The organism is Streptomyces sp. CA-146814 (genome assembly GCF_050942385.1).
GTDB lineage: Bacteria > Actinomycetota > Actinomycetes > Streptomycetales > Streptomycetaceae > Streptomyces.
The window spans coordinates 641,423-661,193 of sequence record NZ_CP192068.1 but is presented as its reverse complement, the minus strand read 5'-3'; the positions used below and the strand labels follow the sequence as shown (position 1 = coordinate 661,193).

Genomic DNA, 19,771 nt, shown 5'->3' with positions numbered 1-19,771 from the left:
GCGTCCGGTCGGTGGGTCAGCGGACCCGTCCGTACCAGACGCTCTTGGACCAGATTTTCGCCTTGCGCACCACGTCCCCGGATTTGGGGGAGTGCCAGATCTTGTTGCCTCCGGCGTAGATGCCCACGTGGTAGACGTTGCGCCCGGAATGGAAGAAGACCAGGTCACCGAGTTTGCGCTGCGACTTCGAGATATGGCGGGTCTTGTTGTACTGCTGCTGTGCGGTGCGGGGAAGTTTCTTCCCGGCCTTCTTGAACGAGTAGACCGTCAGCCCCGAGCAGTCGAACCGGCTGGGACCCGCGGCTCCGTACTTGTAGGGAGCCCCCTTCTTCGACGCGGCGATCTTGAGCGCCTTCGTCGAATGGGTGGCGGCCTCGGCGCCGTCGACGAGGCCGGGCGCCAGCATCGCCGACGTCACGGCGAAGGTGAGTACGGAAGCCGTACCGACCCGGGCGAACAGAGACGGGACATGAACCTGCGCAGACATGCGCAACCCTTCGTCAGCCGCCTGTGAAGGATGACCTGTCGGGTTCGGGCTGGCGAAGTTGCCCGGCCGCGCGCTGCGGCTTCACCCCGAGGGCTTCCCGGTCTCCCGGTCGGCCCGTTGTGCTCGGGTCCTCCACTCCTGCCGATCCACTCCTGTCGACCAGTCATCCGGGAGGCGGCAGGACTCGGCGTCCACCCGGACCGCCCCGCCGCGGCGGCGGGGGCTTGTCGTCCCAGGGATCTTGACTCACGAAGTGCCGGATTTCCGAGCTGAAACGGCGATTTGTGAGTCTCCTCACCACTGATCCATTCAGGTGGACAGGGGCGGTTCGCGCCCGCCGACGAGCCCGGCGCACGCCCTCGTACCAGCGACGAAAGGGTGGATTTCGAGTACGGACCGCGCGTCGAGCGCAAGTTGGGGCGTCGCTCGCGCGGGTGATCGCCTACGCCGAACGAGCGAGGAAAATCGGTCGCGGGACCGGGCGTGTCGCACGCCAGGACGACTGGCCCGCTCCCGTGGTGCGCTTCGCACGCCAGGACGACTGGCCCGCTCCCGTGGTGCGCTTCGCACGCCACGACGACCGGCCCGCCCCCGTCGCGCGGAGCGGCTCAGTTCGGGGCCGGCGGCATGGCGACCCGGCCCGCCCGCCGCTCGCCGTCCGGCACCCGCAGGGCCCGCGCGAGCGTCGCCGCGTGGATCTGTCGCTCACCGCGCTCGTGCATCAGGGCCAGCGCGTCGCGCAGGGCCGCCGCCCGGGAGGCCAGGGCCTGGGCGGCCCGCAGGGCGCTGTAGGTGTCGCTGCCGCGCGCCGGGTTGATGCGGCCCACCTGGTCGAGAACCGCCAGATAACAGTCGATGAACTCGCCCTCGGCGCGGGTCAGCGCGGGCAGCGGCGGGAACTCCGGCGGCTCCATGGGCAGTTCACCTCACGTCATGCGGCGGCTGGGAGAGCGTGCGGTCCTCCACGACGTGGTCCACCAGTCCTTCGGATGCTGGTCCGGCCCGTGTGCCGGACCGGCATCCGGGTGAACAGCTCGCGGGTGTGCACCAGTTCGTGCGCGTGGCTCTCCAGACCGGACGGCCGGCCCCGCAGCGGATCGGCCCGTGCGGGTTGCTGAATGACTACCCGCGCGCCGGGCGGAGCATGTCCCCGGCCGGTCCGGCTCCGCGTGCGCCGCGAGGGGGCTGGCGGGTGCTTGGCGGTGGGCGCCTATTCGCAGCCGACTCCGTCGCCGTCGCGGTCGAGGTGGGAGGCGTACCCGGGATCGCCTCGTCTGATGGGCGCGGCGCCCGCGGCCCGGACGGCCGTGCAGTTCTTGTAGTACGTGGAGCCGCCGGCCGCATCGTCGTCATCGTCGTAGACCGGTTCGGGCGCCTCGGCGATCGGCTCCGGCGGTGGAGCGGTGACGGTCACCCGTACCTTCTTGATCTTCGTTACCGTCGGGGCCGGCTCCGGGCTCGCCGTCACCGTGACCTTCGCGGTCTCCGTCACGGTGACGGTCACCGTCGGCCCCGGCTCCGCCTTCACCGCCGCCGTCCGCACGGTCTCCGGCTGCTCACCGGTGGCACCGATCCCGATGCCGAGCAGGAACAGCACACCGGCGGCAGGAAGGACGACGCGCTTACGGGCCCACCGCGGCCCGCTGGAAGGGCTGGGCGGCGGAACGGTGATGCCAGGCCCCCAGTCCGCTTGGCGTGACGGGTGCTGCGGGTCGTTCCAGTTCATGTTCCCCCCAAGGAAGTTCGTGGAGGGATGACGCTAGTGAGCCGGACGCACCTGGAGGAGCGAGATGTTCCGTTGGTGATGGAGTTGTGACCAAGGCGCGGGGGAGCGGTGGTCGGGGTGCCGGGCTGTGGGGATGCCGCAAGGCTTCTGGGCGGTTCCGCGGCGCCCCCTCACGAGCCACCCGCCGCGCTGCCGTCGAAGAACGCGACCGAGCGCGGCAGTGATCCGCCCGCGCCCGGCGGCAGCCACTGGCCGATCGCGTCGCACGTGCGGGCCCTCCGGTCCGGCGACGACCGCTCCGTATACGACCCGGTCCTCCACCGCTTCCCGCGTCGCCGCTCTGGTCCGAGACGCTGCACGACGGACGACTCGCCGCACAGCCGGACGAGGGTTACGCCACGATGCGCGCCGCATGGACCACACTGGTCGAGGCCTACCGGCACGCCGGGATCCTGAGCGGTGACGTGGCGGCCGGCCATGCGGCGCGCACGATGATCGCCACCGCCCAGGACCTCATCACGCAGGAGGCGCTCTTCGGGGACGTACGCCCCGAGGTGCTGGAGCGGCCTGCGCGGGCTGATGTCCATGGGCCCGCAAAAGGCCAGTTAACGCAACGGAAAAACTTCCGCCCTAACGTGCAATACCTGGTCGCGAGAGCCGGGTTCCCCGTTCAACGAACTGTTGAACGGGGATAGGGTCCCGCTGCGCCCGGAGGCCGGTGCCGGGCGGAAGACGATGAGGTGGAAGCGTGCAACTGACCCCGCACGAGCAGGAACGCCTGCTCATCCATGTGGCCGCCGACGTGGCCGAGAAGCGCCGGGCACGCGGGGTGAAGCTCAACCACCCCGAGGCGGTCGCCCTCATCACCGCCCACCTGCTGGAAGGCGCCCGGGACGGCCGCACGGTCGCCGAACTCATGGCGTCCGGCCGCAAGCTGCTCACCCGCGACGAGGTCATGGAAGGCATTCCGGAGATGCTGCACGACGTCCAGGTCGAGGCCACCTTCCCGGACGGCACCAAGCTCGTCACCGTCCACGATCCGATCGTCTGACGGGGCCGCGCCGATGATTCCCGGAGAGATCCTGTACGGGGACGGAGGCATCGCCCTCAACGAGGGGCGTCCCGTCACCCGCCTCACCGTCCTCAACGCCGCCGACCGCCCCGTCCAGGTCGGCTCCCACTACCACTTCGCCGAGGCCAACCCCGGCCTGCGCTTCGACCGCGCGGCCGCGCACGGACTGCGGCTGCACATCGCGGCCGGTACGGCGGTCCGCTTCGAGCCCGGCATCCCCGTCGACGTCGAACTCGTCCCTCTCGCAGGCCGCCGCATCGTCCCGGGCCTGCGCGGCGAGACCGGAGGTGCGCTCGATGCCTGACCTCGACAGGGCCGTGTACGCGGACCTCTTCGGGCCCACCACCGGCGACCGGATCCGCCTCGCCGACACCGACCTCTTCGTCGAGATCGAGGAGGACCGCTCCGGCGGCCCCGGCCACGCGGGCGACGAGGCGGTCTTCGGCGGGGGCAAGGTGATCCGCGAGTCCATGGGCCAGGCCCGCACCACCCGTGCCGAGGGCGCACCCGACACCGTCATCACCGGCGCCGTCGTCATCGACCACTGGGGCATCGTCAAGGCCGACATCGGCATCCGCGACGGCCGCATCACCGGCATCGGCAAGGCCGGGAACCCGGACACCATGGACGGCGTCCACCCCAACCTGGTGATCGGCCCGGAGACCGAGATCATCGCGGGCAACGGCAAGCTCCTGACAGCCGGCGCGGTCGACGCGCACGTCCACTTCATCTCGCCGACCCTTCTCGACCAGGCGCTCTCCAGCGGCATCACCACCCTCGTCGGCGGCGGCACCGGACCCGCCGAAGGCACCAAGGCCACCACCATCACCCCCGGCCCCTGGCACCTGGCCCGGATGTTCGAGGCGCTGGAGACTTTCCCCGTCAACATCGGGCTGCTCGGCAAGGGCAACACCACCTCGCGCGACGCCATGTACTCCCAACTGCGCGGCGGAGCACTCGGATTCAAGATCCACGAGGACTGGGGCGCCACTCCGGCCGCCATCGACGCCTGCCTCACCGTCTGCGAGCAGACCGGCGCCCAGCTCGCCATCCACACCGACACCCTCAACGAGGCCGGGTTCGTCGCCGACACCCTCGCCGCCATCGCCGGACGCACCATCCACGCGTACCACACCGAGGGCGCGGGCGGCGGGCACGCGCCCGACATCATCACCGTGGTCTCGGAGCCGTACGTCCTGCCCAGCTCGACCAATCCCACCCGGCCGCACACCGTCAACACCATCGAGGAACACCTCGACATGCTGATGGTCTGCCACCACCTCAACCCGGCCGTCCCCGAGGACCTCGCCTTCGCGGAGTCCCGTATCCGGCCCTCCACCATCGCGGCCGAGGACATCCTCCACGACCTCGGCGCCATCTCGATCATCTCCTCCGACTCGCAGGCCATGGGCCGCATCGGCGAGGTGATCCTGCGGACCTGGCAGACCGCCCACGTCATGAAGAAGCGGCGTGGAGCTCTGCCCGGCGACGGGCGGGCCGACAACCACCGGGTCCGTCGCTATGTCGCCAAATACACCATCAACCCGGCGGTCGCGCAGGGCCTGGACCGGGAGATCGGCTCGGTCGAAAGCGGAAAGCTCGCCGACCTCGTGCTCTGGGACCCGGCGTTCTTCGGCGTGAAGCCGCAGCTCGTCATCAAGGGCGGCCAGATCACGTACGCGCAGATGGGCGACGCCAACGCCTCCATCCCGACGCCCCAACCGGTCCTGCCCCGGCCGATGTTCGGCGCACTGGGCCGGGCGGCCGCACGCGGCTCCTTCAACTTCGTCACCGAGACGGCGATCGCGGACGGACTGCCCGAACGGCTCGGCCTGGAGAAGGAGTTCACGCCGATCACCAGCACGCGAGGGGTCACCAAGGCGGACATGCGGGAGAACGACGCGATGCCGCACGTCCACGTCGACCCGGACAGCTTCGCCGTCACCATCGACGGCGAACCGGTCGAGCCCGCACCGGCGGCGGAACTGCCCATGGCCCAGCGCTACTTCCTCTTCTGAGCCGGGCGGACCACCAGCCATGTCACGCGCAGCCCTGCTCGTCCTCGCCGACGGCCGGTTCCCCGCCGGCGGCCACGCCCACTCCGGCGGCGCCGAACCGGCCGTCACCCAGGGGCGCATCCGCACCGCCGACGACCTCGCCGCGTTCTGCCGGGGCCGCCTGCACACCACCGGCCTCACCGCCGCAGCCCTCGCCGCGGCCGCCGCCCACGGCCTCGACCCGCTCGCGCTGGACGAGGCCGCCGACGCCCGTACGCCCTCACCGGCTCTGCGGGCCACCGCGCGCAAGCTCGGCCGCCAGATGATGCGGGCCGCCCGCGCCACCTGGCCGAGCCCCGAACTCGACGCGCTCGCCACGGCCCGGCCGCGCGGCGCCCACCAGCCCGTCGTCCTCGGCCTCACCGCCAGGGCGGCCGGGCTGAAATCCGAGGACGCCGCGCACTGCGTGGCGTACGAGACGGTCAGCGGACCGGCCACCGCCGTGGTCCGGCTGCTCTCCCTCGACCCCTTCCACGCCACCGCCGTACTCGCCCGCCTCGCCCCCGAACTGGACCAGGTGGCCGCCCAGGCCGCCGAGGCCGCACGCCAAGGCATCGACGCCCTGCCCGCCGCCTCGGCCCCGCTCCTCGACATCACCGCCGAGGCGCACGCCGCCTGGCCGGTCCGCCTCTTCGCCTCGTAACCCCGACCACCACAAGGAGTCCCCGTGCACCTCGGCCACACCCACGACGGCCCCGCCGCCGTCAGCGCCGACGCCACCCGCCCCGACGGCACCCGGCGCGCCCTGCGCATCGGGCTCGGCGGCCCGGTCGGCTCCGGCAAGACGGCCACCGTCGCCGCACTCTGCCGCGAGCTGCGCGACCGGCTCTCCATCGCCGTCGTCACCAACGACATCTACACCCGCGAGGACGCCGCCTTCCTCCTCCGCAACGCCGTCCTGCCGCCCGAGCGCATCCAGGCCGTGGAGACCGGCGCCTGCCCGCACACCGCGATCCGCGACGACATCTCCGCCAACCTCGAAGCCGTCGAGGACCTGGAGGACGCGGTCGGCCCGCTCGACCTGATCCTCGTCGAGTCCGGCGGCGACAACCTCACCGCCACCTTCTCCAAGGGTCTCGTCGACGCCCAGGTGTTCGTCATCGACGTGGCGGGCGGCGACGACATCCCGCGCAAGGGCGGCCCCGGCGTCACCACCGCCGACCTCCTGGTCATCAACAAGACCGACCTCGCCCCGTACGTCGGCTCCGACCTCCAGCGGATGGCCCGGGACGCCAAGGAGCAGCGTGGCGAACTCCCCGTACTCTTCACCTCGTTGACCTCCGCCGAAGGCGTCGGGCCGGTCGCCGACTGGGTGCGGGCGCAGCTCGCCGCCTGGACCGCATGAGCGTCCACGCCACCGCCCGCCTCCGCGCCGAACCCGACGGCCGCGGCTCCATGGCCCTGCCCCTCCTGGAGTCCGCAGGCCCGCTGGCCCTCCGCCGCACCCGCTCACCGCACCCGGAACGCGCCCGGGTCACCGTCGTCGGCGCCATGAGCGCCCCGCTCAACGGCGACCGCCTCGCCATCGAGGCCGAGGTCGCCGACGGCGCTCGCCTCACGGTCGACGCGGCGGCGGCCACGGTCGCGCTCCCGGGCGCGCGGTCGGCCTCCGGCCCGTCCGCGTACGACATCCACCTGACCGTGGGGGAGCGAGCCACCCTGCACTGGCTCCCCGAACAGGTCATCTCCGCCCACGGCAGCAACCTCCACCAGACCACCCGCGTCGAACTGGCGCTCACCGCAAGCCTGTTGCTCCGCGAGGAACAGATCCTCGGCCGCCACGACGAACCCACCGGAGCCCTCACCACCCGCCTCACCGTCCACCGCGCGGGCCGCCCGCTCCTGGACCAGCAACTCGCCTACGGGCCCGGCGCGTCCGGCGGCTGGGACGGCCCCGCCGTCCTCGGCGGCCACCGCGCGGTCGGCCAACTCCTCCTGGCCGACCCGTCCTTCGAGGACGCCCCGCTCCCCGCCCGCCTCCTCGGCCCCACCGCCGCCCTCACCCCGCTCGCCGGACCCGCCGTCCTGGTCACCGCCGTGGCCGCCGACGCCCGCCTGCTGCGCGGAATCCTGGACGAGGCGATGCACGAGCTGCTGGACGGGCTGAAGGCGAACAACAGCTCCTGAGTCCGCTCAGCGGATTTCCTTCACCGGTTATGGGTTCGGTAAAGAAACAGGTGTACGCCCTGGTCCCAGGAACCCCGCAGGCGAAAGGATCCCCGGAACGCTCCGATGGAGACCACGCCGCCACCGGCGGCGCATCGGACGACGATGGGGGAGGTTCCACGTGGGACGCACAACAGGGCTCGGCGCGGCCGGCGCGCTGATGGCCGGCGCGCTCGTCGCGGGAGCGATCACCGCGCCCGCCGCGGAGGCGATACCGGTATCCGCCGACGGCCGCCACCACGGACGGGCGGACTCCGAGGCGCGCGGCGTGAAGATCGCCGCCGAGCGGGCGGGGAAGGCCGGGATCGACTGGCGGGACTGTCCGAAGGACTGGGGCCTGCCCGCTCCCATCCAGTGCGGCTGGGTGACCGTGCCGCTCGACTACGCGAAGCCGTACGGCAAGAAGATCCAGCTCGCCGTCGACCGGCACACCAGCACCGGCACCCAGGCCGAGCGCCAAGGCGCTCTGGTCTACAACCCGGGCGGGCCCGGCGGCTCGGGGATGCGCTTCCCCACACGGGTCACCAACAAGAACCCGCTCTGGACCAAGACCGCGAAGGCGTACGACTTCGTCGGCTTCGACCCGCGCGGCGTGGGCCGGTCGGCGCCGATCTCCTGTGTCGACCCGCAGGAGTTCATGAAGGCTCCGAAGGCGGACCCCGTTCCCGACAGCGAGGCCGACAAGCGCGCGCAGCGGAAGCTGGCCCGTGAGTACGCCGAAGGGTGCGGCGAGCGCAGCGGCTGGATGCTGCCGCACATGACCACGCCCAACACCGCACGCGACCTCGACGTCATCCGGGCCGCGCTCGGCGAGAAGAAGCTCAACTTCCTCGGCGTCTCCTACGGCACCTACCTGGGCGCCGTCTACGGCACGCTCTTCCCCACCCACGTACGCCGCATGGTCGTCGACAGCGTGGTCAACCCGGCCCGCGAGAACATCTGGTACCGGGCGAACCTCAACCAGGACATCGCCTTCCAGACGCGCTGGGACGACTGGAAGGCGTGGGTCGCCGAGCACGACTCCGTCTACGGCATCGGCGACACCCCGCGGAAGGTCGAGAAGGAGTGGCTGAAGCTCCGCGCGGCCGCCAAGAAGAACCCCATCGGCGGGGTCGTCGGCCCCGCCGAGCTCATCGGCTTCTTCCAGAGCGCCCCGTACTACGACTCCGCCTGGGCGCCCACCGCCAAGACCTGGAGCGCCTACCGGGCCGGTGACACCCAGGCGCTGATCGACGCCGCCGCACCCGACATGAGCGACCTCGCGGGCAACGCGTCGGCCGAGAACGGCAACGCGGTCTACAGCGCCGTCGAGTGCGCCGACGCCCAGTGGCCCACCGACTGGCGCACCTGGGACCGCGACAACACCCGGCTGCACAAGAAGTACCCCTTCATGACGTGGGCCAACGCCTGGATGAACCTGCCCTGTGCCACCTGGCCGGCCAAGCAGCAGACCCCGCTGAACGTGAAGACCGGCAAGGGCCTGCCCCCGGTCCTCATCGTGCAGGCCGAGCGCGACGCCGCCACCCCGTACGAGGGCGCCGTCGAGCTGCACCAGCGCTTCAAGGGCTCGCGGCTCATCACCGAGAAGGACGCCGGCTCCCACGGCGTCACCGGGCTGGCCAACCCCTGCGTGAACGAACGGGTGGACACCTACCTGCTCACCGGGAAGACCGACCGGCGCGACGTGGTGTGTGCTCCGCACGCCACGCCGAAGCCGTAAGGACGCTTTCGACGACCGGGGCCCGCTCAGCGGCGGCCCCGGTCGTACGCCTCCAGCCAGGCGTCCTCCGCCGCATAGTCGAAGAGCGTCTTCCCGTAGTTCCGCGCCATCTTCGGGAACGCCTCCCGCCAGTCCCGCCCCGCCAGCTGCCCGGCCAGCCACTCGACCGTCTCCGGCAGCGACTCCACGTACCCCGTCACCGGCCGGTACCCGAGCTCCCGCTCCGCCGCCGTCATGTCGTACACCACGGGATGCGCCCCGCTCCACGGTGTCTCGCCCACACCCCCTTCGGGCGGCGGACCGTCCACCAGGACCGTCTCCGTCTCCCGGCCCAGCACCGCATCGATCGCCGCCCCGATCCCGGCCACCGTCGGCGCCTGCGGATCCGCCGCGTTGAGCACCCGTGAGCCGGGTCGAAGGGCCGCCAGCCGGATCAGCTCGGCCGCGTTCGCGACATGGACCGGATGGAAGCGGCTCTCGCCGCCGTACGCGAGCACCCGTCGCCGCCGTCCGTCCAGCAGCCGCTTCACGAAGTACAGCTCGCGCGGCGTCCGGCAGTACGGCCCGTGGACCGCGCCCGCGCGCAGCAGCGTCACCGGCAGCGCTTCGCCCGCCGCCAGCAGTTCGCGCTCCAGCAGCACCTTCCGCGTCCCGTACGTGGCATCTCCCGGAGCCACCGTGGCCTGGCTCTCCGGCAGCGGCACGGGATAGCGCGGGAAGCCGTCGGGCTCGGCCTGGGTGTCGAAGCTGCGGCCGCGCTCGTCCTCGTACACCGCACCGCTGGAGATCACGACCGCCGAGCCGATCCGGCCGGCCAGCCCGGTCAACTGCCGAGCGTGCGCGCCGTCGAACGCCACCATGTCGACCAGCACGTCACAGCCGTCGCCGAGCGCCCTCTCCAGCGCGCCTTCCTCGTCCCGGTCGAGCGCCAGCGCCCGGACCCCGTCGTCCCACCGCTCGTCCCGGCCGCCGCCGCGCGATACGGCGGTCACCTCCCAGCCGTCCCCGGCGAGCGCGCGCACCGCCGCCCGCCCGATCTGGCCCGTCGCTCCCAGCACCCACACATGTCCGTTGCTCATGGAACCGACGCTAGGCGCAGCGAGCGGGGCCGGGCCAGACCGCTCTGCTGGTGGCGAATTCGCCGTCAGCGTCGCAGCTTGGGGAACTTCCTCGGCGGTGCGGCCTCCTGCTCGGCCGCCTTCACCTTGGCCGCGTACTCGTCCACGTACTCCTGGCCGGAGAGTTCGAGGATCGCGTACATGATCTCGTCCGTCACGGCCCGGATCGCGGCCTTCTGGTTCTCCATGCCCGCGTACCGCGAGAAGTCCAGCGGCTCACCGAACCGGATCGCGACCTGCTTGATCTTCGGGAGTTTCTGGCCGGGCGGCTGGATCTCGAACGTGCCGAGCATGGCGCACGGGATCACCGGCACCCCTGCGGTGAGCGCCATGACCGCCACCCCGACCTTGCCCTTGTAGAGCCGGCCGTCGTGCGAGCGGGTGCCCTCCGGGTAGATGCCCAGCAGCTCGCCCTTGCTCAGCACGCCCAGGCCCTCGCGGATCGCCGCCTGGCCCGCGTCCTTGCCCGAGCGGTCCACCGGGATCTGGCCCGCGCTGCGGAAGAAGGCGGCGGTGAGCCTGCCCTTGATCCCCGGGCCGGTGAAGTACTCGGCCTTCGCGAGGAAGGTGATGCGCCGCTTGAGGATGGCGGGCATGAGGAAGTGGTCGGAGAAGGAGAGGTGGTTCCCGGCGACGATCGCCGCGCCGTCCTCCGGGATGTTCTCCAGCCCTTCGATACGAGGGCGGAACAGCACCCGCAGCAGCGGTCCCAGCACGACATATTTCAGGACGTAATAAAACACCGTGCGGATGCACCTCGCTCTGCCGGGCCGGCGTCAGGGTCGCGTACTGCCGGGTCGCTGCGGACTTCCAGGTCATGGTCGTGCCGGGGACCGTCAGTGTAGGTCCCCGGCATCACCGTGCGACCGTAACGAACCGTCCCCCCGGCTCGTACCCGCCACCGGGCCCCTCAGGCGTGGCCACCCGCCGTGACGGGTCAGGTGTCCTGGGTGGCCAGCATGCCGAGCGTGCAGAGCCCCAGCACGATCCAGCCGAACCAGAGCCAGCCGCTGCTTCCGAGCGCCACCGTGTACGCCGTCACCGTGACCAGCGCTCCGACGGTCAGGTATCCCATGGTCTTCGTCGATCCGGACATGCGCGTCCCTCCTCGTCGGCCGCGCGGCCGTTCACTCCATGGTCGCCCCGGAAGCGCCCCCCGCGCTACTGTCGCGCCTGCAATGACGCGAGATAGGCGTTGTACGCCTCCAGCTCCTTGTCACCGTCGCGATCGGCGGCCCGGTCCGAGCGCTTCGCCGCCCGCTGCTCGGAGTGGTACCACTGGTACACCAGCGCGATCAGCACCAGCACGGACGGGATCTCGCTGAACGCCCACGCGATGCCGCCCGCCCAGTTCTGGTCGCTGAGGGCGTCGATACCGAGGGACGCGGGCGGATTCTCGTACGTCTTGACCATCGGCGTGCTCGCCATCATCAGCGCGATCCCGAAGAACGCGTGGAACGGCATCCCCGCGAACAGCTCCAGCATCCGCATCACATAGCCCGGCCGGTGCGGGCCCGGGTCGATGCCCATGATCGGCCAGAAGAAGACCAGGCCGACGGCGAGGAAGTGCACCATCATCCCGATGTGGCCGGGCTTGGAACCCATCAGGAAGTCGAAGACCGGCGTGAAGTACAGCGCGTACAGGCTCGCGATGAAGAGCGGGATCGTGAACGCCGGATGCGTGATGATCTTCATGTAGCGGCTGTGCAGCAGCTTCAGGAGCAGCTCGCGCGGCCCGGTCCGGCCCCGCCCGGCGGGCGGCAGCGCGCGCAGCGCCAGCGTCACCGGCGCGCCGAGCAGCAGCAGGATCGGCGACAGCATGCTGATCACCATGTGCTGCACCATGTGCACGCTGAACATGACCATGCCGTAGTCGTTGAGTTTGGTGCACATCACCAGGGCGATGCTCAGCACACCCACGGTGAAGAAGACGATCCGGTTGACCGGCCAGCCGTCGCCGCGCCGACGCAGCCGCGCCACGCCGTACCCGTAGAGGGCGAGCGCCAGGACGCAGCCGGTCAGGAAGAACGGGTCGGGCGAGAGCTCCAGCCCCCGTCCCAGCGTGAACGGCGGCAGATCCATGTTCATGCCGTGCCCGCTGTGATCCATCTGTTCACTCCCGATGGGGACACGTCCCCGTTTCGTGCCGGTTGTCCGGTACAGCGTAGAACTGCCCCCGGCCGCGCTCGCGGCCGGGGGCAGTTCTGGAGGAGCGGCGAACTAAAGTACGCACTCCGCTTCGGCGTACCGCTCGGCCGGGACCGTCTTCAGCGTCTCGACCGCCTCCGCCAGCGGGACCATCACGATGTCGGTGCCGCGCAGCGCGGTCAGCATCCCGAACTCGCCCCGGTGCGCCGCCTCCACCGCGTGCCAGCCGAACCGGGTGGCCAGGACGCGGTCGTACGCGGTCGGTGTGCCGCCGCGCTGGACGTGGCCGAGGATGACCGGGCGGGCCTCCTTGCCGAGCCGCTGCTCCAGCTCACCGGAGAGCTGCGTGGCCACCCCGGCGAACCGCTCGTGGCCGTAGATGTCCTTCACGCCCTGCTCGAACTGCATGGAGCCTTCGCGCGGCTTGGCGCCCTCGGCGACCACCACGATGGCGAACTTCTTGCCCGCCGAGAAGCGCTTGCCGACCAGCTCGGTCAGCTCGTCGATGTCGAAGGGGCGCTCGGGCACGACGATGGCGTGCGCGCCGGCCGCCATGCCGGAGTGCAGGGCGATCCAGCCGGTGTGACGGCCCATGACCTCGACGATCAGCACGCGCTGGTGCGATTCGGCGGTGGTCTTGAGGCGGTCCAGCGCCTCGGTCGCGACGCCGACGGCGGTGTCGAAGCCGAAGGTGACGTCGGTGGAGGCGATGTCGTTGTCGATGGTCTTGGGGACGCCGACGATGGGCAGTCCGGCCTCGGAGAGGAGGTTGGCCGCCTTCAGCGTGCCCTCGCCGCCGATCGGGATGATGGCGTCGAGGCCGAGGTCGGCGACGTGGCCGCGGGCCCGCTCCACACCGTCGCGCAGATGCGCGGGCTGGACCCGGGAGGAGCCGAGGATCGTGCCGCCGCGGGCCAGGATGCCGCCCACCGCGTCGAGGTCGAGCTTGCGGTAGTCGGCCTCCAGCAGGCCCTTCCACCCGTCGTGGAAGCCGATGACCTCGTCACCGTGGTCCACCACCGCGCGGTGCACGACGGAACGGATGACGGCGTTGAGGCCGGGGCAGTCGCCGCCGGAGGTGAGTACGCCAATGCGCATGGCCCGAAAACCTTTGCAACGTTGAGTCGACGACCGGACCACGTCGTCCGGTTGGATCCCCGCCACCCTACCGGCGCAGGGTGGCGGGACCGAACCGTCCGTCCGCCTGCTGGACTCCGCTCAACCGAGCGGAAAACCCCTCATCAGGCGGGCTGTGTCGCCGACGCGATCCGCTCCGTGCGCAGCGCCTCGTACCAGCGGTCGTCGGTCGGCGGCAGCGCGTTCACGTCGAGCGCCAGCTTCAGCAGATGGTCGGCGATCTGCGGGTTGCGGGCCATCACGGGACCGTGCATGTACGTCCCGAAGACCGTGTCGTTGTACGCGCCCTCCGTGCCGTCCCCGGTGCCGTTGCCCCGGCCGAACCGCACCCGGGCGAACGGCCGTGCCGTCGGGCCGAGATGGGTGACGCCCTGGTGGTTCTCGAACCCGGTCAGCGCCTCCAGACCGAGGTGCGGGTCGATGTCCGCCAGGACGTCGCCGACGCACCGGGCACCTTCGCCGCGGGTCGAGACCACGTCGAGGAGGCCGAGACCCTGCTCGCGCTCACCGAGGTCGTTGATGAACTCGTGGCCGAGGATCTGGTAACCCGCGCAGACCGAGAAGATGATCGCGCCGTTGGACGCGGCCCGGCTCAGCCCGCCGTCGCGGCGCAGCCGCTCCGCCGCCAGGCGCTGCGGCCGGTCCTCGCCGCCGCCGATCAGATAGATGTCACCGGACGTCGGCACCGGCTGGTCGCTGCGCACGTCCACGCGCTGCACGTCCAGACCGCGCTGCCGGGCCCGCCGCTCCACGACCAGCGCGTTGCCCTGGTCGCCGTAGGTGCTGAGGAGGTCGGGGTAGACCCAGACCAGACGCAGACCGTTGTTGCTCATGCTTCGTCCTCTCCGGAGGTGGCCGGGGCCGGGGTCAGTTGCCGACACGACGGCGCAGATCCTGGAAGGCGGTGTAGTTGGCGATGACCTCGATACGGCCGGGCGGCGCGTACTGCACGGCCTCGTCGAGGTTCTCGCAGACCCGGAAGTCGAGACCGGCGACTTCGAGGCGGACCGCGAGGTCCAGCTTCCGGTCGCCGAGCACGAAGATCGGGTGGCCGGCGAGCTGGGTGTAGTCCACGTCCCAGAGCCAGGAGGTGTCCGTGCCGTCGGCGCCGCGCGCGTTGACGGAGAGGATCACCGGCGTCGGCGGCGGGTCGATCAGCGAGAACGTCTCCAGCCAGCCGGCCGGGTTCTTCGCCAGCAGCAGCCGCAGCTCGCGGTTGTTGAAGTTCACCACGTCGTAGCGTCCGGCGACCGCCTGCACCTGGTACATGCGCTCCAGCGCGACCTGCGGCGGCACTCCGAAGACGGCGGCGACGGCGGCCGAACTGGTGGCGTTCGCCTTGTTCGCGCGGCCGGGCAGCTGGAGGTGGATCGGCCAGGCCGAACCGTGCGGGTCCAGCACGTAGTCACCGTTGAGCGCCCAGCTCGGCGCGGGACGGCGGAAGCCGCACTGACCGCAGAACCAGTCGTCGCCGGGGCGCTGCATCACGCCGCCGCAGGACGGGCAGGACCAGGCGTCGTCCTTCCACGCCTGACCGGCCGCCACCCACACCACGTTCGGCGAGGAGGAGGCCGCCCAGACGACCAGCGGGTCGTCCGCGTTGGCGATGATCACGGCCTTCGAGCCGGAGAGGCCCTCGCGCCAGTGCTCGGCCATCATCCGGGTCTCGGCCGCGCGGTCCAGCTGGTCGCGGGAGAGGTTGAGGAGTGCGATCGCCTTGGGGGTGGTGTCGCGGGCGACACCGGCCAGGTACTTCTCGTCGACCTCGATCACGCCGAACTTCGCGTCCGAGCCGCCGGCCAGCGCCGAGGTGATGCCCGCGGGCATGTTCGCGCCGAGCGCGTTCGACACGACGGGCCCGGCGGCCCGCAGTGCCTCGGCGATCAGCCGGGTGGTGGTCGTCTTGCCGTTCGTCGCCGACACGAGGATCACGTCCAGGTGCTGCGCCAGCCGCCCCAGCAGGTCGGGGTCGAGTTTGAGCGCCACCCGGCCGCCGATCACCGATCCGCTGCCCCGCCCCGCGGCGCGTGACACCGCCGCCGCGGCCTTGCCCGCCGTCACGGCCAGCTTGGCCCGCGGCGACAACGGCTCCGTGTTGCCTGCCATCGTCCTAGATCCTCCTTGCATCGGTCCGCGCCCAGCCTATCGATGTCTGTCGCAACGACCGCACCGCGGCACCACGGAACTGGCGGACCGCGGCGGAACGTACGCTTGCCGCCATGCGAAACCGCCCGATCCCCGGCAGTTCCGGACTCGTCCGTGAGATGAGTCTGCTCGGCGACCCGTTGCTCCACCGCGCCTGTGAGGACGTGACGGATTTTGGACCGTCGCTCGCGAGGCTGGTCGAGGACATGTTCGCCACGATGTACGCCGCGCAGGGTGTCGGGCTCGCCGCCAACCAGATCGGCGTCCCGCTCAAAGTGTTCGTCTACGACTGCCCGGACGACGACGACGTCCGTCATCTGGGACATGTCGTCAACCCCGAACTGGTCGAGGCGGACGGACTCACCGTACGCGGACCGGAGGGATGTCTGTCACTTCCGGGTCTGGAAGCGGGCACGGAACGCTTCGACCACGCGGTCGTCGAGGGCCTGACGATGACGGGCGAGCCGGTGCGGATCGCCGGGACGGGCTGGTTCGCCCGGTGCCTCCAGCACGAGTGCGACCACCTGGAGGGCCGGGTCTACACCGACCGGCTGACCGGGCTGCGGCGGTCCCGGGCGCTGCGGGCGGCGCGCCGGGCGCCGTGGGCCCGTAAAGCCTGAGGCGTACGGGGCCAGAACCCCGGCCCGCTCTCGTACGGGAGTGACGTGACGGGTCTAGAACCCCGGCCCGCCCTTCACGTCGCGGTCGCCCGCCTCCGCCAGTCGGCCCCACAGCAGGTCGGCGAGGCTGCGCACCAGCCGCTCGCGCGAGCAGGGCCGGTCGGCGAGCCACCAGTCGCCCGCCGCGTGCATCATGCCGACGATGCCGTGGCCCCAGATGCGCGCCATCTGCTCGCTGTCGGGCCCGAGGTCCACGCGCTCGGCGATCACCTGGCCCAGCTCCTCGCCGAGGCGGCGCAGCAGCGGGGCGGAGTGGCGGCCGACGTCGAAGCCCTGCTCGGCGGAGAGGGCCACCTCCGCCGAGGTGGCGGAGTCGTCGGAGGGGTGCATCAGGAAGCGGTAGACCTGCGGGCGGGCCTCGATCGCGGCGAGGTAGGTGTCGAGCGTGGCCTCGACCCGGGCGCGGCGCTCGGCCGGCGCGTCCAGGGCCGCGCGCAGGGCGCTGAGCAGGGCGTCGGTGTGGCGTTTGGCCAGCGCGCGGTAGAGGCCGCCCTTGTCCCCGAAGTGGCGGTAGAGGATGGGCTTGGTGATGCCGGCCTCGGCGGCGATCGCGTTCATGGAGGCCTGCGGGCCGTCCCTGAGCACCACCCGGTCCGCCGCTTCGAGCAGCTCACGGCGGCGGGCCTCGGCCGCGGTCCGCTGCCGCTCGGCGCCGCGTGTGGTCTCCATGTGGTCTCTCCCGCCCCTGGCCATGCGATTTCTTCACGACTGCTTCTTCGCGCCTGCGCAACGTAACACCACGCCCGGCGCCCTTGTCGATCAGCTCCGAGGCGGTTGACAGCGTCTACTGTCCGGTAACAGACTGCGGTTACCGCAAGTAACGCATGCTTTTCACGGCACTGCATGGAGGGGAACATGGCCGAGTTCACGCTCGATCTCAACGATGACCAGAAGCAGGTCCGTGACTGGCTCCACGGCTTCGCGGCGGACGTCATCCGCCCCGCGGCCTCGGAGTGGGACGAGCGTGAGGAAACGCCCTGGCCCGTCATCCAGGAGGCGGCCAAGGTCGGCATCTACTCCCTCGACTTCTACGCCCAGCAGTTCTTCGACCCTACGGGGCTCGGCATCCCCATGGCCATGGAAGAGCTGTTCTGGGGCGACGCGGGTATCGCCCTCTCCATCGTCGGTACGGGCCTGGCGGCCGTCGGCGTCCTCGCCAACGGCACCGAGGAGCAGATCGGCACCTGGATCCCGCAGATGTACGGCGACGCGAACGACGTGAAGGTCGCCGCCTTCTGCTCCTCCGAGCCCGACGCCGGATCCGACGTCGCCTCCATGCGGACGCGGGCCGTGTACGACGAGGCCAAGGACGAGTGGATCCTCAACGGCACCAAGACCTGGGCGACCAACGGCGGCATAGCCAACGTCCACGTGGTCGTCGCCGTCGTCGACGCGGACCTCGGCTCCAAGGGCCACGCCTCCTTCATCGTGCCGCCGGACACCCCCGGCCTCTCCCAGGGCCAGAAGTTCAAGAAGCACGGCATCCGGGCCTCGCACACCGCCGAGGTGGTCCTGGAGGACGTCCGCGTCCCCGGCCACTGCCTGCTCGGCGGCAAGGAGAAGCTCGACGAGCGCCTCGCCCGCGCCCGGGAGCGCGCCAAGGCCGGCGGTGAGCGGGTCAAGAACGCGGCGATGGCCACCTTCGAGGCCTCCCGCCCGGCCGTCGGCGCCATGGCCGTGGGCACCGCCCGGGCGGCGTACGAGGTCGCGCTCGACTACGCCAAGACGCGCAGCCAGTTCGGCCGCCCGATCATCGACAACCAGGGCATCGCCTTCCAGCTCGCCGACATGCGCACACAGATCGACGCGGCCCGGCTGCTGGTCTGGCGTGCCTCCTGGATGGCCACCACCGGCAAGCCGTTCACCTCGGCCGAGGGCTCGATGTCCAAGCTGTACGCCAGCGAGACCGCCAAGAAGGTCACCGCGCAGGCCATCCAGATCCTCGGCGGCAACGGCTTCACCCGCGAGTACCCGGTCGAGCGGATGCACCGGGACGCCGCGATCTACACCATCTTCGAGGGCACCAGCGAGATCCAGCGCCTGGTGATCGCGCGCACGCTGTCGGGCATGCCGATCCGCTAGCGGACATACGCAAAAGGGGGCCGTCCAGGGACGGCCCCCTTTCATGCCACCGCTCAGCCCGGCAGCTGCGCCTCGATCGCCGCCACGACCTCCGTCGACTCCGGCTCGCTGCGCGGGCGGATCCGGGCCACCGGCTCACCGGCCGGCGAGATCACGAACTTCTCGAAGTTCCACTGGACGTCCCCGGCCTCACCGTCCGCGTCCGCCAGCTTCGTCAGCTCCGCGTACAGCGGGTGCCGGCCGGCCCCGTTGACCTCGGTCTTCTCCAGGAGCGGGAAGGTGACGCCGTACGTCGTCGAGCAGAAGGTCTCGATCTCCTCCGCGCTCCCCGGCTCCTGCCCGGCGAACTGGTTGCAGGGCACGCCGAGCACGGTCAGCCCCCGGTCCCCGTACGCCTGCTGCAGCCGCTCCAGGCCCTCGTACTGCGGCGTGAGCCCGCACTTGGACGCCACGTTCACCAGCAGGACGGCCCGGCCGCTCCAGGCGCCCAGCGTGGTCGGCTCGCCGGTGAGGGTGTGCAGCGGAATGTCGTGCAGCGTCATGAAGCTCTCTCCCTGATCATCGCGTGTGGTGCTCATTGTGCCGCTCGCGGTCCGCCGCTCACGGACCGGCGAGCTCCTTGTAGTAGAAGGTGGTCGGCTTGAGGCTGCCCGCCGGATCGGCCGCGTATCCCGGTACGGAGCCGACCTCCGTCCACCCCGCCTTGCAGTACACCTGCTCGGCCAGGCTGCCGCTCTCGGTGTCCAGGATCAGCAGCGTGATGCCCTCCACCTCCGCGTACGCCTCCACGGCCTCCAGCAGCGCCCGCCCGAGCCCCTGGCCGCGGGCGGCGGGGCGGACCATCAGCTTGGCGACCTCCGCGCGGTGGCGGGCGTTGGGCAGCGGCGCGCGGACCAGCGCGATGGTCCCGGCGACCTGGCCCCCCTCCCGGGCGATCCAGATGGAGACCTCACCGGACTCCACGGCGCCCGCGCGCTCCCGCCACCAGACGGCGGCCTTCTCCCGGTCCAGCGGGGCCAGGAAGCCCACCGAAGAGCCCTCCTCGACGGTCTCCACGAGCAGCTCGGCCATCGCATCGGCGTACGTGACCAGCTCGGGGCCGCTCACGTGGACGATCTCGGTCATGCGCAGGGGTCCTTTCACAGCTGAACAGTCGGGAGGGGGACGGACCGGGGCCGGACGCCGACGTGATCCGGCTCCTCCGCCGTAGGTTTCCTATCCGCATGGTCTCCC

General features: G+C 71.2%; 22 protein-coding genes and 1 pseudogene. 10 read left to right on the top strand and 13 right to left on the bottom strand.

Annotation, left to right across the window (positions count from 1 at the left end; all coding sequences use genetic code 11):
* Window positions 1–16 precede the first annotated feature (16 nt).
* The 3 genes from ACQP09_RS02800 to ACQP09_RS02790 form a co-directional block, all read right to left on the bottom strand.
* Entirely contained in the window at window positions 17–487 is a 471-nt protein-coding gene (locus tag ACQP09_RS02800; RefSeq protein WP_433395699.1) for a C40 family peptidase, read from the bottom strand.
* 608 nt (window positions 488–1,095) lie between these two features.
* Window positions 1,096–1,401, bottom strand: a complete 306-nt coding sequence (locus ACQP09_RS02795) for a hypothetical protein (protein WP_433395697.1) — start codon at window positions 1,399–1,401, stop codon at window positions 1,096–1,098.
* Window positions 1,402–1,697: 296 nt separating this feature from the next.
* Window positions 1,698–2,213: an excalibur calcium-binding domain-containing protein gene (locus tag ACQP09_RS02790; RefSeq protein WP_433395695.1), complete on the bottom strand. Its 516-nt coding sequence runs from the start codon at window positions 2,211–2,213 to the stop codon at window positions 1,698–1,700.
* A gap of 338 nt (window positions 2,214–2,551) precedes the next feature.
* Here ACQP09_RS02790 and ACQP09_RS02785 point away from each other — a divergent pair.
* From ACQP09_RS02785 to ACQP09_RS02750, 8 genes and pseudogenes are all read left to right on the top strand, one after another.
* Window positions 2,552–2,822: pseudogene (locus tag ACQP09_RS02785) on the top strand (TetR/AcrR family transcriptional regulator); the annotation flags it as partial.
* Window positions 2,823–2,961: 139 nt separating this feature from the next.
* The gene (locus ACQP09_RS02780; RefSeq protein WP_433395693.1) at window positions 2,962–3,264 is read left to right on the top strand and encodes an urease subunit gamma; all 303 of its coding nucleotides are present in this window, start codon (window positions 2,962–2,964) and stop codon (window positions 3,262–3,264) included.
* Window positions 3,265–3,277: 13 nt separating this feature from the next.
* A complete protein-coding gene (locus tag ACQP09_RS02775) occupies window positions 3,278–3,589 on the top strand; it encodes an urease subunit beta (RefSeq protein WP_364789344.1) in 312 nt (103 codons plus the stop codon).
* The gene (locus ACQP09_RS02770) at window positions 3,582–5,303 is read left to right on the top strand and encodes an urease subunit alpha (RefSeq protein ID WP_433395692.1); all 1,722 of its coding nucleotides are present in this window, start codon (window positions 3,582–3,584) and stop codon (window positions 5,301–5,303) included. The genes ACQP09_RS02775 and ACQP09_RS02770 overlap by 8 nt, the downstream gene beginning before the upstream one ends.
* Before the next feature lie 19 nt (window positions 5,304–5,322).
* Window positions 5,323–5,985, top strand: a complete 663-nt coding sequence (locus ACQP09_RS02765; protein ID WP_433395690.1) for an urease accessory protein UreF — start codon at window positions 5,323–5,325, stop codon at window positions 5,983–5,985.
* A gap of 24 nt (window positions 5,986–6,009) precedes the next feature.
* Complete coding sequence (gene ureG, locus ACQP09_RS02760) at window positions 6,010–6,687, top strand: urease accessory protein UreG (protein WP_398820847.1); 678 nt, start codon at window positions 6,010–6,012, stop codon at window positions 6,685–6,687.
* On the top strand, window positions 6,684–7,469 hold the full coding sequence (locus tag ACQP09_RS02755) for an urease accessory protein UreD (RefSeq protein WP_433395688.1): 786 nt from the start codon (window positions 6,684–6,686) through the stop codon (window positions 7,467–7,469). The genes ureG and ACQP09_RS02755 overlap by 4 nt, the downstream gene beginning before the upstream one ends.
* A 199-nt stretch (window positions 7,470–7,668) precedes the next feature.
* Window positions 7,669–9,228 carry an alpha/beta hydrolase gene (locus tag ACQP09_RS02750; RefSeq protein WP_433406475.1) on the top strand — a complete coding sequence of 520 codons (1,560 nt, stop codon included), beginning with the start codon at window positions 7,669–7,671 and terminating at the stop codon, window positions 9,226–9,228.
* Between the two features lie 26 nt (window positions 9,229–9,254).
* Here the strand turns inward: ACQP09_RS02750 and ACQP09_RS02745 are convergent, their stop codons facing one another.
* The 7 genes from ACQP09_RS02745 to ACQP09_RS02715 all read right to left on the bottom strand — a co-directional run bounded on the left by ACQP09_RS02745 (window position 9,255) and on the right by ACQP09_RS02715 (window position 15,737).
* On the bottom strand, window positions 9,255–10,286 hold the full coding sequence (locus ACQP09_RS02745) for an NAD-dependent epimerase/dehydratase family protein (RefSeq protein ID WP_433406474.1): 1,032 nt from the start codon (window positions 10,284–10,286) through the stop codon (window positions 9,255–9,257).
* Between the two features lie 86 nt (window positions 10,287–10,372).
* On the bottom strand, window positions 10,373–11,089 hold the full coding sequence (locus tag ACQP09_RS02740; protein WP_433395686.1) for a lysophospholipid acyltransferase family protein: 717 nt from the start codon (window positions 11,087–11,089) through the stop codon (window positions 10,373–10,375).
* A gap of 194 nt (window positions 11,090–11,283) precedes the next feature.
* Window positions 11,284–11,442 (bottom strand): hypothetical protein, encoded by a 159-nt coding sequence (locus tag ACQP09_RS02735; protein WP_043186658.1) that lies wholly within the window; start codon window positions 11,440–11,442, stop codon window positions 11,284–11,286.
* A 65-nt stretch (window positions 11,443–11,507) separates the two neighbouring features.
* Window positions 11,508–12,455 (bottom strand): cytochrome c oxidase assembly protein, encoded by a 948-nt coding sequence (locus ACQP09_RS02730; RefSeq protein ID WP_432149952.1) that lies wholly within the window; start codon window positions 12,453–12,455, stop codon window positions 11,508–11,510.
* A gap of 111 nt (window positions 12,456–12,566) precedes the next feature.
* Window positions 12,567–13,592 carry a 6-phosphofructokinase gene (locus ACQP09_RS02725; protein WP_018516056.1) on the bottom strand — a complete coding sequence of 342 codons (1,026 nt, stop codon included), beginning with the start codon at window positions 13,590–13,592 and terminating at the stop codon, window positions 12,567–12,569.
* 143 nt (window positions 13,593–13,735) lie between these two features.
* Window positions 13,736–14,464: a type 1 glutamine amidotransferase gene (locus ACQP09_RS02720; protein ID WP_433395683.1), complete on the bottom strand. Its 729-nt coding sequence runs from the start codon at window positions 14,462–14,464 to the stop codon at window positions 13,736–13,738.
* A 34-nt stretch (window positions 14,465–14,498) separates the two neighbouring features.
* Entirely contained in the window at window positions 14,499–15,737 is a 1,239-nt protein-coding gene (locus tag ACQP09_RS02715) for a MurT ligase domain-containing protein (protein ID WP_433395681.1), read from the bottom strand.
* A gap of 113 nt (window positions 15,738–15,850) precedes the next feature.
* On the opposite strand from ACQP09_RS02715, the gene def reads away from it, so the two are divergent.
* Complete coding sequence (gene def / locus ACQP09_RS02710; protein ID WP_432149950.1) at window positions 15,851–16,396, top strand: peptide deformylase; 546 nt, start codon at window positions 15,851–15,853, stop codon at window positions 16,394–16,396.
* Between the two features lie 54 nt (window positions 16,397–16,450).
* On the opposite strand, the gene ACQP09_RS02705 is transcribed toward def, so the two are convergent.
* Window positions 16,451–17,125 (bottom strand): TetR family transcriptional regulator, encoded by a 675-nt coding sequence (locus tag ACQP09_RS02705; RefSeq protein ID WP_433395679.1) that lies wholly within the window; start codon window positions 17,123–17,125, stop codon window positions 16,451–16,453.
* A gap of 186 nt (window positions 17,126–17,311) precedes the next feature.
* On the opposite strand from ACQP09_RS02705, the gene ACQP09_RS02700 reads away from it, so the two are divergent.
* On the top strand, window positions 17,312–18,538 hold the full coding sequence (locus ACQP09_RS02700) for an acyl-CoA dehydrogenase family protein (RefSeq protein ID WP_433395677.1): 1,227 nt from the start codon (window positions 17,312–17,314) through the stop codon (window positions 18,536–18,538).
* Between the two features lie 53 nt (window positions 18,539–18,591).
* Here the strand turns inward: ACQP09_RS02700 and ACQP09_RS02695 are convergent, their stop codons facing one another.
* Window positions 18,592–19,080, bottom strand: a complete 489-nt coding sequence (locus tag ACQP09_RS02695) for a glutathione peroxidase (RefSeq protein WP_404070685.1) — start codon at window positions 19,078–19,080, stop codon at window positions 18,592–18,594.
* Between the two features lie 58 nt (window positions 19,081–19,138).
* The gene (locus ACQP09_RS02690) at window positions 19,139–19,663 is read right to left on the bottom strand and encodes an N-acetyltransferase family protein (RefSeq protein WP_433395675.1); all 525 of its coding nucleotides are present in this window, start codon (window positions 19,661–19,663) and stop codon (window positions 19,139–19,141) included.
* Window positions 19,664–19,771 lie beyond the last annotated feature (108 nt).